The sequence below is a fragment of the Undibacterium sp. Rencai35W genome, assembly GCF_049340185.1.
Classification (GTDB): domain Bacteria; phylum Pseudomonadota; class Gammaproteobacteria; order Burkholderiales; family Burkholderiaceae_D; genus Undibacterium.
Genome location: NZ_JBMPPC010000002.1, coordinates 55,625 through 69,739, shown reverse-complemented (window position 1 = coordinate 69,739; position 14,115 = coordinate 55,625). Strand labels below are relative to the sequence as shown.

Annotated in this window: 10 protein-coding genes; 4 read left to right on the top strand and 6 right to left on the bottom strand. The window is 49.8% G+C overall.

The window, feature by feature from the left end:
* Positions 1–202 precede the first annotated feature (202 nt).
* Positions 203–1,114 (bottom strand): dihydrodipicolinate synthase family protein, encoded by a 912-nt coding sequence (locus tag ACO0K3_RS04265; protein ID WP_422982221.1) that lies wholly within the window; start codon positions 1,112–1,114, stop codon positions 203–205.
* Positions 1,115–1,333: 219 nt separating this feature from the next.
* Here ACO0K3_RS04265 and ACO0K3_RS04260 point away from each other — a divergent pair, with 219 nt between their 5' ends.
* The gene (locus ACO0K3_RS04260) at positions 1,334–2,116 is read left to right on the top strand and encodes a helix-turn-helix domain-containing protein (RefSeq protein ID WP_422982219.1); all 783 of its coding nucleotides are present in this window, start codon (positions 1,334–1,336) and stop codon (positions 2,114–2,116) included.
* Between the two features lie 71 nt (positions 2,117–2,187).
* Here the strand turns inward: ACO0K3_RS04260 and ACO0K3_RS04255 are convergent, their stop codons facing one another.
* Positions 2,188–3,138: a proline racemase family protein gene (locus ACO0K3_RS04255; RefSeq protein WP_422982217.1), complete on the bottom strand. Its 951-nt coding sequence runs from the start codon at positions 3,136–3,138 to the stop codon at positions 2,188–2,190.
* Between the two features lie 266 nt (positions 3,139–3,404).
* Here ACO0K3_RS04255 and ACO0K3_RS04250 point away from each other — a divergent pair, with 266 nt between their 5' ends.
* The gene (locus ACO0K3_RS04250) at positions 3,405–5,345 is read left to right on the top strand and encodes a TonB family protein (protein WP_422982215.1); all 1,941 of its coding nucleotides are present in this window, start codon (positions 3,405–3,407) and stop codon (positions 5,343–5,345) included.
* Positions 5,346–5,383: 38 nt separating this feature from the next.
* Here the strand turns inward: ACO0K3_RS04250 and ACO0K3_RS04245 are convergent, their stop codons facing one another.
* Positions 5,384–6,211: an NUDIX domain-containing protein gene (locus ACO0K3_RS04245; protein ID WP_422982213.1), complete on the bottom strand. Its 828-nt coding sequence runs from the start codon at positions 6,209–6,211 to the stop codon at positions 5,384–5,386.
* A 132-nt stretch (positions 6,212–6,343) separates the two neighbouring features.
* On the opposite strand from ACO0K3_RS04245, the gene ACO0K3_RS04240 reads away from it, so the two are divergent.
* On the top strand, positions 6,344–7,246 hold the full coding sequence (locus ACO0K3_RS04240; protein ID WP_422982211.1) for a TIGR01777 family oxidoreductase: 903 nt from the start codon (positions 6,344–6,346) through the stop codon (positions 7,244–7,246).
* Between the two features lie 64 nt (positions 7,247–7,310).
* Here the strand turns inward: ACO0K3_RS04240 and ACO0K3_RS04235 are convergent, their stop codons facing one another.
* A complete protein-coding gene (locus tag ACO0K3_RS04235) occupies positions 7,311–8,531 on the bottom strand; it encodes a hypothetical protein (protein WP_422982209.1) in 1,221 nt (406 codons plus the stop codon).
* A 98-nt stretch (positions 8,532–8,629) separates the two neighbouring features.
* Between ACO0K3_RS04235 and ACO0K3_RS04230 the strand changes: the two genes are divergently transcribed.
* Positions 8,630–9,322: a tRNA-uridine aminocarboxypropyltransferase gene (locus ACO0K3_RS04230; RefSeq protein ID WP_422982207.1), complete on the top strand. Its 693-nt coding sequence runs from the start codon at positions 8,630–8,632 to the stop codon at positions 9,320–9,322.
* Positions 9,323–9,451: 129 nt separating this feature from the next.
* Here the strand turns inward: ACO0K3_RS04230 and ACO0K3_RS04225 are convergent, their stop codons facing one another.
* Together ACO0K3_RS04225 and ACO0K3_RS04220 are read right to left on the bottom strand one after the other, a co-directional pair.
* A complete protein-coding gene (locus tag ACO0K3_RS04225) occupies positions 9,452–11,218 on the bottom strand; it encodes a diguanylate cyclase domain-containing protein (RefSeq protein ID WP_422982205.1) in 1,767 nt (588 codons plus the stop codon).
* Between the two features lie 272 nt (positions 11,219–11,490).
* Positions 11,491–13,770 (bottom strand): carotenoid biosynthesis protein, encoded by a 2,280-nt coding sequence (locus ACO0K3_RS04220; RefSeq protein WP_422982203.1) that lies wholly within the window; start codon positions 13,768–13,770, stop codon positions 11,491–11,493.
* Positions 13,771–14,115 lie beyond the last annotated feature (345 nt).

Sequence of the window (14,115 nt, the reverse complement as noted above, 5' to 3'; positions counted from 1 at the left end):
CGAATTCTGTATTTTGTATGGATTTTATCGTTAATTTTTCGAATTTTACTTTGTAATTTTGATGTTTTATCAAATTCTTGCTTGGTTTGTTTATTTGGGCACGGATTGGTTATACAGACCGGTGCCGGTTTTAGTGTTAGAAATGATGTGGAGATCGCGGTGGTGATCCGCGCATCCAGCTTGGGTTGGCTTTAAGCTTAGCTTAAAGATAGGCCGAGACGTCAGGGCGTGTATCTAGTGCTTTGCGCACGATTGCGTTTACCCGTTCACGTTCTGCGCCGACCAGCGGCTGGCGTGGCAGGCGGACATTTTCATTGCCAACACCAGCGAGTGCTTCGACCAGTTTCAGATTCTGGACGAGCTTGGTCGACACATCCAGATGCAGCAGAGGCATAAACCACTGATAGAGCTTCAGCGCTTCGTCATAGCGTTTTGCTTGCATCAATTGATAGAGCGCGACCGTTTCTTTGGGGAATGCTACGACCAGACCTGCCAGCAAACCGTCGGCACCGACGGCCAATCCTTCAAATGAGAGATCATCGACTCCCATGAATAATTGATAGCGATTGCCGACGGCATTACGCAGATCCGTGATGCGTCGGATATTGTCAGTAGATTCTTTAATCGCCACCAGCCATTCGCAATCGGCGAGATCCTGAAAATCCTCGGGCGTCAGGTCGACTTTGTAGGTCACCGGATTGTTGTACACCATGATGGGCAGTTGGGCTGCTTTGGCAATGGTGCGCAGATTGTCTTTGGCCTCACGCGCATCGGCGGCATACAGCACTGATGGCATGACCATAAAACCCTGCACCCCCATCTCTGCCGCGCGCTGGACAAAGCGAACCGCATTGGCGGTGCGGGTTTCAGAGACGTTGACCAGCACCGGCACTCGCTTGTTGGCAACCTGCAAGGCGATCTGAGCAACCTCTAGTTTTTCGTCAAACGACAGCGTGCTGGCTTCTCCCAGAGAGCCGCAAGTCACCAGACCGTGTACGCCGCTTTCAATCTGGAAGTCGTAATGCTTTTCCATCTCGGCATGATCAAGATCCTCATTGGCTTTAAATTTTGTGGTGACTGCTGGGAAGACGCCGTGCCATTTGCTGTTTTTCATGCTGTTTCCTCGATGGTTGATGATGCCAGTGATTGAGTGGAAATTTTAGAGCAGGGTAAGAGTTCATTTCATATGTTAATATACTTTAAATATATTAACAATATATGTAAAGTGTTGCATTGTTTTTAAAATATTGTTGAATATTTATCTTGTTGCTGTTGTTCCATGTAAAATGAATAATATTAATTATTCTTTCAATAATGCTCCCGGCCACCATCCATGCTCATTGATTCCATGCCCATCACCTCCAGCGCCGACGTTAATTCCAAGCGACATCAGATTGCGAATGAAATTGCCGACGTTTTTTTTGCTGAAGCTTTATTTGATGCGATGCCGGATGTCGTTTTTTTCGTAAAAGATATGGCAGGGCGTTATGTGGTGGTGAACCAGACTTTGGTAAATCGGGTCGGCGAAAGAGAAAAATCAGCATTAATTGGCAGAACCGCTGCGGAGATTTTTCCGGCTTCTTTGTCAGTGAATTACGATGAGCAAGATCAACTGGTTTTAAATGGCGACACAGCGCTGAATGATCAGCTAGAACTGCATCTGTACCCGAATATGGACCCAGGCTGGTGTTTGACCAAGAAGTTACCTTTGCGCGATGTGAATAATGTCATCATCGGCTTGACCGGAATCTCGCGCGACCTGGCGATGCCGGATCAGCGGCATCCGATCTATCATCAGATAGCCGCTGCGGTAAGGCACTTGCATAGCCATTATTTTCAGAATATCCAGATGGCAGATCTGGCGCAGCTGACGGGCTTGTCCGTGGCTCAGATAGAACGGTATTTCTATAAAATATTTGCTCTGACACCGCGCCAGATGATAGTCAAGATCCGCCTCGATGCAGCGTCATCGATGCTGGCTGATCCGACAAAGACTATTACCGATATCTCCGCCGCATGCGGTTATCAGGATCACAGTGCGTTCTCCAGGATGTTCAAATCTACTGTCGGCATGACACCGAGCGACTACCGCGATGTTGTATTGAGTCGCGCTTAAACTACCGCCGCCGCAAGGCTAAACCCGGTAGATGGCGCGAATGTTTTTTGACGATGTCAGCGAATTTTTCTTTAGCGAATTCCCCAGATGAACGGATCGTTTTCATCCAGAAGCAAACTTGCTTCAGCATTCACATAAGCGCGACCGCGTATGCTAGGCAGAATACTGTTTGCCTGAGAGTTATCCGGTGCGCGTTTATATGAGGCCTCAAAGACACTACCGATGATGCTCTCCTGCCGCCAGATTTCAGCTTCCGCCAATTTGCCATCAGCTGCCAGACAGGCCAGCTTTGCGCTAGTGCCTGTGCCACAAGGTGAGCGGTCATAGGCTTTGCCGGGACATAGAACAAAATTTTTGCTATGGTTTTGCGATGAGTCCGGTTCTGCAAACAGTTCGATATGATCGATGACAGCATCGTTTTCGCCAGTAATGCCCTGTGCCTCAATTGCTTGCCGGACTCGCCAGCAATAATCGGTGAGGATATCAATATCCGACCGGTCCAACCTCAGTCCATGTGTGGCGATTAAAAAGAACCAGTTGCCACCCCAGGCAATATCACCGGTGACTGCGCCTATTCCATCGACTTCAAGCGTCACTGCGTGGCGGTAGCGTCGGGCGGCTACGTTATGTACGGTCACGCTATGATCTGCATGTAGTTCAACTTGCACGATCCCTACGGGAGTATCAATACGATGCTGACCAATATTGATTTCATGTTGATAGGCCAGGCTTGCAACAAAGCCAATCATGCCGTGACCACACATGCCGAGATAGCCAACATTATTGAAAAAAATCACACCCGCCGTACATGAGCTATCGTGCGGTGCGCAGGCCAAGGCTCCGACAATAACATCGGAGCCACGCGGCTCACACACCGTGGCAGAGCGATAGTGATCAAATTCTGTGCGGAAGCGCACCAGTCGCTCGGCCAACGAGCCGGTACCGAGGTCCGGTCCGCCATCGATAATCAGGCGAGTAGGTTCGCCGCCGGTATGGGAGTCAATAATGGATATTTTTTTCATGCGATCAGCATACGATATTGTTTTGCGGGTGTCTTGATGAAATTCCATCCTAAACATGCTGAATTGAGCATAGTGAGTACGACAACAATCTTAGCCTGCCTGTTGCTCAGGGTTTTATCCTCTCAAATAGGGTAATTCTGCGGGCTTACGGCAGATTGACAGATTGGGTAGCGCACATAAAAATTGCCATGCGATAATGCACGCTGAATTACGAAAAAGAACCATCACCTTGCATGAATTTCGGACCACGACAACGCGAATCATCAATGCCTGATCCAGTAACCAAGCGCCTGCTGATAGGCGTGCTGGTATCGCTATTGATCCACGCCTTCGTACTGTCTTTGCAGTTTGGTATTCCTGGTCTGGGGCTACCCGGCATAGAAATGCCCTGGGAAAAGCGGCGTGCTCCGACGCCTCCTTTAAGTATACAAATTGTGAATGCCTTGCCAGCAGCTCAGAGTCCCGCATCACCACCACTGCAATCTTTGCCTGCGACTGATGTGCCTGTTCCGCCGTTACCATCAAGCTCACAGCAAGCGCTGGTCACGCCGCTGCCAGTGTCGGCAATACAACTTGTCGCACCGGCGATTCCTAAGCCTGTTCCTGTACCGACGAAGTCGATTACGGTGAAAAATAAAACAGCTACCAAAAAAATAGCCAGACTACCGGCGCCACTGACTCCACCCGTGCCGAGCGCAAACGCGATACCGTCTACAACTGAAGATTTGCCCGAGAATCCGCCACGCATCATTGCTCAGGATGAGATGAGGGATGATAGCTTCGTGGTTCCATTGCCAAGTCCGGAAGAACCGGAAAGAAAAAGTACACCGAAGCTAGAATTGAAACCAAAACCGGAGAAGCAATCTGAGCCAGTCAAACTTGCTGATCTGCCCGAGGCTCCTGATCCAGCCTTACAGCAAGCGGCGGAGGCGGCAAAGCTGGCTAAATTGGCGGATGAGAAAAAACAGGCGGAGCTGATTCAGCAAGAAATTGTCCAGCAAAAAAAACTCAAAGAGGAAATGCGCCAGTTAGCTGAGACGCAAGTACAGCAACAGCAACAAAAATTCGCAACAAAAAAACTTGAAGAAGACAACCGCCAGTTGGCCGAAGAAGTAACACGTAAACAAAATGAAAAATTGGCGGAGCAGGCCGCCAAGCAGGCTGCTGCGTTGGCTTTGCAAAAGCAACAGCTAGAAGAGCAGAGCAAGCGTACTGAGCTGGCGCAACAGTTACGTCAGGATGAATTAAAGCGTCAGCAGCAAGAGGCCATGCGTCTGGATCTGGCACGTCGTCAGGACGAAGATAGCAAGCAAAAGCAAGCACTTGACTTACAGCTACGCAAACAGGCTGAGGAGCTTGCTCAGCAACAAGCCATTGCAATAGCCCGTCAAAAGCAGATCGAAAAACAAATGGAAAAGCAGGCAGAAGAATTAGCCCTACGTCAAAAACTTGAGAAGCAGGCAGAGGAACTCGTCGTGCGACAAAAGGCAGAAGAGCAGGCGCGTCAGCTAGCCGAAGCATTAGCGCAAAAAGAACGAGAACGTATTGCTCAAGCCGCACAGGTAACACAAGCGACCCAGGCAGCTCAGGCAAGCTCAGGACAAGCGAAATTTGAACCGAGAACCTTAGCGCCGCTTGGAAATAATGCTAGTGACCGGAGTGGTGATCGCAGTGGTGATAGTCTTGCTGGCGCCGGTAATGACAAGAGCGCAGATAAGGGAATCGTCTTACCCAAAAATTTACTCAGCAGCGATCTGGCTAGCCGTGCTCTGGATCAGGCACGCGGTCTCGATTTGTTGCGCGGCAATCCACCTGTGCCGCGATCCACAGAGGATATGAGTAAATCACGTCGTCGCAGTTTCCTGGGTAGCGAGGATAAAGAATTTCCGGTACGGATGTATGTAGAGAGCTGGCGTCAAAAAATTGAGCGCAATGGCAATCTGAATTATTCACAAGTGGCAAAAGACAAAGCGCGTGGCGATCCGGTGGTGACGGTGATTATTCGTAGTGATGGCAGCGTTGAGGATGTCGTGATCAACCGTTCCAGTGGCCGGGCTGATCTGGATGAGGCGGTGCGCCGTATCGTCAGGGTCAATGCACGTTATGCCGCATTCCCACCGAATATCGCCCTGAAATATGATGTCATAGAGATTCGCCGTGTCTGGAATTTTGATGAGACTTTAAAAATTCTTGAAGAGATGCGTTGAGTTTTTTTCAGGCGTTAGCGCTACTGTAAAAAAACACGTCAGTCACGTAAAACCTCTGCCAGTAACTCTCCTGCATTGAATCGCCTGTTCTTTTCTTGAAATTGCCCATCATCTAGTGATTGCATTGCCCGTAATGACAGCCAGGTAAGTACATGAGCTTTTCCGCTAGGAACCCACAGCGGTTCTCGCAGGCACGTAGCCAGGTCTGTGAACGGAATGCGCACTGTACGACCTTCCCAGTTGTCCTGGATATCCTCGAGTGTTTTAGCGCTGATTTCAATGCCGATGGCCGCGCATTGTATGAAGCCATTACTACTTTCTCTGACCAGTGACAGAGCCGGAATATTGTCGAACTCGATCATCAAGCCAGTTTCTTCCTGCACTTCTCTTTGTATGGTTTTGAAGAGACTCAATTGTCCTTGATCAAGGTCGAGTTGCGGATGCATTGCACCACCAATGACATGCCAGTGATTCGGATGAGTGACCACACTTTCAGAGCGACGATGCAGAATGAGTTCCTGCGTTTCTTCACATACCAATAGGGCACTTGCACTCAAGATGGCCGGTTGTTGCGCTTGATCTCGCAGGCTGCAAATTCCGGAGAAATTGATTTCCTCTACCTCTAAGCAGCTTGTATTGCTCAATGTAGAAGTGATAATCAGATGCGGATCATCCGGTCTATTGATTGTGGCTAGTCGTAGGGCATGTTGCTGGCTTGCTGCCAGCTCAGCGGTAGATAAACTGGCATGTCCCGTGATTTTTATACGGGGTGCTATCGCAAGAAATGCAATGAATTCTAATGTGTCGCCAAAATAATGTTGGAATTCCGGACGATGTGTTTGCAGTAAGGCGAGGTCGATAGGCATGTCGGGAAAATCCGGTTGTGGCAAGATGAGGAATATCCATTGCGATCAATTGCATCGTACTTTGCTGTACCGATTTGGCATCAGTCAGTACGGTCATTTCAATCATTTCAATCATTCTAACAGGCAAAGAATATGCGGATTCTCATCACAGGTGGTACGGGTTTGATCGGGCGAGGTTTGTGTCGTGCACTGCTGGCAAAGGGGCATGAGATCACTGTCTTGAGCCGGCGGCCTGCAAAGGTCGGCGTTATATGCGGGCCGGGTGTACGAGCGATGGCAGCGCTCAGCGAGTGGACTCCGGAAGTACAATTTGATGCCGTAGTGAATCTCGCCGGTGAACCGATTGTTGATGCGCGCTGGACTGCAAAACGACAACAAATTTTACTCGATAGCCGGGTCGCATTGACACGTGATCTTGTCGCCCGCATGGCGGCTGCGACTAGTAAGCCTGGCGTTTTTTTGAGCGGCTCAGCGATTGGCTGGTACGGTGATACTGGCGATCGACTGAATGACGAAAACGGGGTCGCCGGACTGGATTTTGGGGCGCGTTTATGTGCGCAATGGGAGCAGCAAGCCGTTAAGGCAAATGACCTCGGTATTCGTACAGTGATATTGCGCACCGGACTGGTTTTCGATGCAACTGGCGGCATGCTGCATAAAATGCTGCTGCCTTTTAAACTCGGCCTGGGTACCCGTCTTGGCGAAGGTCAGCAGTGGATGAGCTGGATACACATTGATGATTATGTCGCGGCATTCCTGTTCGCGTTAGAGCAAACTACTTTGACGGGTGTAGTCAACATGACGGCTCCTGGCGCAGTCCGGAATGAGGAGTTCACACAAACTTTAGCAGGTGTGTTGCACCGGCCTGCATGCATAGTCGCACCTGCTGGTTTGTTGAAGATGGCGATGGGGGAGAGGGCAGTCTTGTTGTTAGGAGGGCAGCGAGTGATACCGCAGGCCTTGAACAAAGCGGGTTTTGTTTTCCGCTATCCGGTATTAAAACCTGCCCTGAAAAATTTATTGCAAAAAGAGTGAGTTGGAATGCATCGGAATCAGTTGTTGTGTTTGCCGATAAAATAAGGCGTGATGCAAATCCGGATTAGGGCAATACCGCTGGCGCAGACAGATAACGTTCAGATAAAGTCTTGTATTGACCTCCATCCGTATTGATCGTCGTCTGATGACTTTCTCCGGCGCTGAAGACGACACCCAGACCGCCTGCGGCAACCAATTCATTCGCATGCGTCAGAAAATAACGAACACGATTATCACGCCATGCACCCGATGATCCTGGTTGTGTCGCCGCGACACCTAATGGGGTTTGCCACCACAGAATCGGTAGTTGCAGGCCTTGATAAAAACTTTTTGCGATCACAAAATGTTCGGAAAAATTGGGTGAGGTCTGGTTTGTTTCATCCCAGTACCAGTTGCTCCCGTCTCGTACGCAATAGCTGGGTTGTGGCTTGCTTTCAAAGCATCCAGCATCCCTGTCTAGCGTTTGCATAACGATAAAATCAGCTTTGCCTGCGCCGAATTGCTGCATGAAGCTCAGATGCGAGGATTGAATATCGCCAAACAAGGCAGGTGGAAAGCCGACGTACGCATTTGGCGCGTATTTACGCGCAATCTGTAGCAGGCAGCTTGCTACTCCGCTGACATTGTTGGCGAGAGTGCTGCAATCAGCATCGGTATTCACATAGGCGAAGACAGTTGACGGATCATTGTTAGTCGAAGCGCGCTGCGCGTAACCCCAGAAATCAGGTTCCAGATTCACCAGAGTGGGTTTGCCGTAGGTTTTGATTTGTTGAAACAGCAGGCGTACGTTTGCCCAGTATTGGTTCATAAAGCTGGCATTGCTGAGTCCGCTCAAATTACCATCACCGTTAGCCGCCATCTGATACAGGGTGAACATGGGTACGGCGCCAATGGTGTCGGCGTTTTTTGCAACGACTTGAATGTAGGCGCCAGACGGGCTATTCCAGGTTGGCCAGGCACCGGCGCCGACACCGGTCAGATACATGTCGTAGATGTCAGGTTTAAGCGTTTGTTTTTGCATTGACGCCAGATCAATAGAACCAAGGCCTAGCAGCAATCGTGACGATCTGCCCCAGCGAGCGGCCAGCCATGCAGCACGTTTTTCAAAAGCAGCTGGTGGCGTGTCTGGCACAACTACGGTACCGGTGTTCGTTCCCGTCGCTGTGTTTGTGCTGGTATTGGTGGCTGCATTACTGGTGGCAGCACCGCCAGAGCCGCCACCGCAACTCACAAAGAGCGGTATCAGGATCAGGTAAATTAAGGGGCGAATTCGAGTCAGCATCATAAACGGCAAAATAAATAATCAATCAGCGGATAATATCGCGCCCGGCTGGCGTCGGGATCGCAGAAAATGTAAAACATTATGACGGATGAATCTGAACCATGCAGAACCACACAACCGACCCACCCGTGATGACCAGGCGACCTGGTTGCGAACGATGCTTGCGCCCGCAATCTGCATGCATTTGCCCATGGGTTACCCCCATCAGCAGCGAGGTAGAGGTCGTTATATTGCAGCATCCCTTGGAGGTGCCGCATGCTAAAGGGAGCGCCCGTTTGCTGCATCTGTGTCTGGAGGAGAGTCAGTTGTATATCGGTGAGGTGTTTGATGAGAACTGGCTTCTTACAATTTTGCAAGCGGGTGACCGGCATAATGTGTTGCTGTACCCAGAGACGCCGCAAGAGGCATCATCAGGAATGGAGACAGCGCCTTTGCTGGACCCTGTAATACTGGCGCAGCCTCGGTTATTGCGCTTAATCGTACTCGATGGGACCTGGCGAAAAAGTCGCAAGATGCTCTATCAAAATCGTTTGCTACAGACTCTGCCGCGTGTGACTTTACGTGATACGGGAGAATCGCAATATCGGATTCGCAAAGCGCATAAACCTGATCAGTTGTCCACCTTAGAGGCAACGTGTTACGCCTTGATGCAGCTAGAGAAATCGGATGAGAGTGAGCAAAGATATGTGATTCTGTTGACGGCCTTTGAGCAGTTTATTGCGCAGCAAGAGGCGATTCAGACGATGTATCAAAAGGGACGTGTAAAGCGTTTTAAAAAAACATCAGCACCTTGATTGATGCGCCTTCTAGGGCTTTTTCGGGCTGAAGGCCGCATGGAATAAGCGGATTCTTTTTTGAAAATACCATTTATTCTGATGGTATTAACTCTGTTATGCAGAGCTGTGGTGTCATGCCCGTTGTTATCAGGTTAAACCTTCGGACGCTTCCCCGCGGCGCAGGCAATGCTTGCCGCTTTGTTTGCCTGAGTACATGGCAGCATCTGCGCGCTTTAGCAGGCTGATTGCATCATGTCCGTCTTGCGGCGCTAATGCGTAACCGATGGTGAGGCCGACACTGCAAATTTGCTCCCGTAATTTGAATGGCGCGCTGAAGGCATCAAGCAGTTTCTTGCCGAGATCATGTGCTTGCTGCACGTTATTGACTCCCATCGACATCACAACAAATTCATCGCCACCCAAGCGCGAGACGAGGTCGACACTGCGTAGATTGGCCTGCAGACGTTGTGCCACGGCGACCAGTAATTCATCGCCGATATCATGTCCGTATCGATCGTTCACCTGTTTGAATCCGTCAAGATCGAGCATATATACGGCAAGTATATTTTCGGGTGAGGCATGCGGTAGCAGATTGGTTAGTGTGGTATTGAGGCCTCGGCGGTTCGGCAATCCGGTCAGGGGATCCGTGTGCGCCATCGAATGTAAGGTATCCCGTTCGCGCGTCGCAATTTGTGCTTCGGTGTGCATCGCCTTGGTACGCAGGCCAAGGACGCGCATGAATACCAGCATGTCAAATGTGGCACCGAACTGGAATGAATGTAAGGTCCAGAAATTCGCCGGGATACTGCCCTTGATAACACCAATCAGAATAGCGGTAGTCACAAAATACACGACCCACGCGCTAAGGAAGTAGCCACCTACCGTATCGCCGCGCCGAGCTCTGGCAATAGCGCCCGGCATGCCCATCAGAGCTGGGGTCATACCAAGCGTACTGATGATGGCGGTTACGATATGGATGTCTATCATATCGAACGAATAGAGCGCTGCGAAGACCATCGTCAGGCAGGCACCGCCTTTCATCATGACGCCGAAGTAGCGATGGCGATCACGGCCTGCCAGTGCTTGCTCGATAAAGAGGAAGGAGCCGCATGCGGCGATCAGTGCAGAAAGACCACCGGCGTGTAACTCCATCCAGACGTTGTCAGTCCAGACGTATTGAGCGCCGACACCAAACTGCAGCAGGGAAAACATCAGGCTACCCGTCAGCAGGATGGCATATTTCAGGAACAGATGCTCTCCCAGGCTGAACCATTGTGCTAGGCTGTACATGAGCAGACATAAAGCCAGACCTGTCATCAATCCTTGCAGCATTTGCTCATTCAGCGCACGTGAATGGAAACTCGAAGGCTTGCTTAAACTGATCGGTACAATCATTGCGCCGACAGTTTTTACTCGAAGGTAAAGGGTGTAATCAGTATTGGGCTTGAGTTTTAGCCCTAGTGCGTGAGAGCGGCTGGTGATTGGTCGTTTGGAATATGCTTGCATGTTCCCCAGCAAGCTATGTTGTACTTGCTGATTGTTCTGAGTCAGGTACACATCGATTTTATTTAAAACAGCGTAGTCAATATCCAGGACCCAAAGGCCGTCGCTGGCTGATGAGACGGCAAGCGGGATGCGGATCCACACAACATCTTTGCGCAGCCCCAGCGTATCTGAGGATGTTTTAGGCTGGGTAAATTGTGACTGATCGGCAATGACCTGTTCTAGATTAAGCGTGCCTTTGGGGTCGGACATCATATTGACTGCGGACCAGGCGTCAATCGTGGGATTTATATCACGTAGTACAAGTGTTTTTTGTGTCGTCCCCGCCAGAACCATCGTCGTTGGTTCTGCGGCAAAGGTGTTTGTGGTTAGTGACCATGCCATTAAGATGGCAATGAAATATGCAGGCATGAGAAGACCGCCAATAAAGTATTTGGCGATTTTTATCAAAAAATGAGTGGCATTATTTTGTCGGCTTCTCATGAGTTGCAAGATGGGCTGCTACACCTGTAATGATGGAAGCGATCGTGTTACGCACGTGCTTAGATGCACAAAACGAAGGATGTAGTATCGTGGCGCTGAGGTTTTTCTGTCAAGCGCCATTTTGTGCGAAGTTATGAGTATTTCGTGAAACTTGTCCAGAAGATAATGCAAATTTATTATTTCAATCGTTTGTTGCCGCATTAGTTTTTTATCCTCGATAAATTTTCATCGGGAATAGATTTTTTTTCGATCACTTCGGCTATTTTGGTTTCCAGAGAATTCATCCAGCCGGGAGCTTTTGGATCGGAGGACCAGCCAGACATCATCGTATTCACATTAGATAAAAGATGCTCCGGCAATTTGAGCGGACGTGTCTGGTCCATCAGGATGTCGCTTATAAATTGCGTACCGAGTACCCGGGTAATGAAGCGGGAGATAGAAAATTCCGGCAGCACCAGACGCACCATGCCGTCAATGGCTGCCGTGATGAGCATGAACAGGCTGAAGACAGTTTTTGGCAATAAGCCCACGCGCTGATCAATTCCCAGATCTTGCGCAGTGGCGGAGCCGCACAGGTAGCGTGTCATCAAAACCGGAAAAGCTTTGATCACACGGAAGGGAATGACAGATTCCATCGTTGCCATCAGTGCGACACCCAGACCTGGACGTGGGTCCGGCGAGATTGGATCTGCGCGTCCGCGGGCTTGCATTTGCGCGAACATGGCTTCGGCTTGCTCCATATCGTCAGCCATTAATTCACGTTGTATTCCGAGGATATGGCCGACCACATTCCAGCTATGCAGGTAAGCAATTTCGTCGTCTTGCGATAAGCCTAGACCAAGACGACGCAGGCTGCGTAAGAATACATAACCGAAGGTCAACAAGGTATAGGCGAGCTCTTCCTGATTGCATGGCAAGCCGTCCTCGCCTAATTTCCAGCCGTGTGCAAACAGCGCCTGGTACATATTGTTCGAGGTTTCTGGTAATGCATTCGCAGCCAGCGGTGGGATGATGCCAGCATCTTTATCGTTTTGTCTGTTACCTAAAGCTGATACGACATCTTCGGGTTTTCCATGCAAAATCAGATTACGGATCGTCGCGTGAATCAGACGGACTTTGAGAATTTGCGCGATGCCACTACCATCGGGGCTGGTGAGTCCGTCTTTCATCATGACGGGAAAAATCATCGCAGCCGTTGACCGTATTCTGTATTCGGTATGTTTTTCCAGTTGTCCGGCGACGTGTAAGACGGCGGACAAATCGGGGATCACATAGCATTCCGGCAGGCTTGAACAAAACAGCAGAGTGCATGACAGCATGCCGTAATCGATAAACAGCGTTTCGGCACGACGGATTTTGGCAAGATCTGCCCAGACTGGCAAAGCTTGACCGTTAGCCAGGTAGGTTTGCAATGCCTGAGTAATTTCTGCCGGGGTGCTGCTATCTGCCGGTGCCCAGTGTTGAATACTGGCATTGGTTTGCCACTGATCAAACTGCTGATTCACGATGCCGATTTTTCGCCACTGCATTGCGTGGCTGGCGAGGTGTGCCATACCACTGGCAGACGGTAATGCCCATGGTCCGACGATGTTGGCAATGGTGGTATCTGCCAAAGGATCGGCCTGGTACTGCGATTGATCAAGTTGCGCTTCGCTGATTTTGCTGACTGGAACTATATTTGTTTCATGATTATTCCACTGCCGCCAGCCTGCCCAGGCGCAGAGCAGAGGAATGCCCATCACAAACACTGTCATGCTACGGATTTCGACCGGATAGCCGACCAGTAATTGAAATACCATCGCGCTGGCATACAAACCCATAGGCAGCAATGCGTCACGCTTCCCATAGGTGCTCCCGGCCTGTAATCGAAGATCCTGCGTGGATAAGCGGAAGGTCAGCAAAATCATGAGTGAGACAAAGACCCAGCCAAAAAAACCCTGGATCGTTTCGCCAAACCACCAGCCATCAGTTTTTGTCATGATCCAGGCTTTGAGCTTGTACACCATGTAAGGGTCTGCGCCGAGATCAAATGCGGTAACCAGCATTGCCGCAAGAAACGACATAAACAGGATATTGCTGTAGCTTGATTTGGTGTCGACCGGTGTACGCCATACAATCAGATTGCTGATCACATAGCAGGAATAGGTCAGTGCAAACCACATCAGCGGGATCACCGCCGGCACATCGCCCAGTCGCCATCCGAGCACATCGGTATAAACATAACTACCAAAAAACCAGCCGCGTGACGATCCCATTTGTTCGGCAAACCAGCCAAAACTGACTGCGATCAGCATGAATTTCAGCGCAGTTTTCGCCCCCAATAAATGCGTTGCATTAGCCCAGCACATTGCAAACATCAACACCGAACTTGCGACGATAGCAATCGTCGTTTCACTGTGCGTACGCCAGGCCATTACGATTAAAAAAGCAGAGAAGAGGAGGTAGCCGATAACGGACCAGCGCGTCAGAGAGGATTTCATAGTTGCTTTTGGATGTGAGCGTTGAAATAGAGCTTAATGTGTAGATTCAGCTGACTCCGCCAATACGCGAGCGCAGATCAATAGGTTCTCGGGAAACAGAAATATTTGCGTTGAGAATCTTACTCTATGAATACGACGATGTGTGAACAATCCAATAGACTTGTCGCGAACGGCTGGCCTGTCAAATATTGAAGGATTGATGTCACTGCTTTTGCAGCATCGGATAATTAAATTGAGGGGTAGTTGATTCTAAAATCGAAACTTAAAAATAAAAAAGCCTCACAACAGAATTGTGAGGCTTTTCCTAGCGTCTGATTTAGCACTAAGTCAGCACTAAATCAGTGC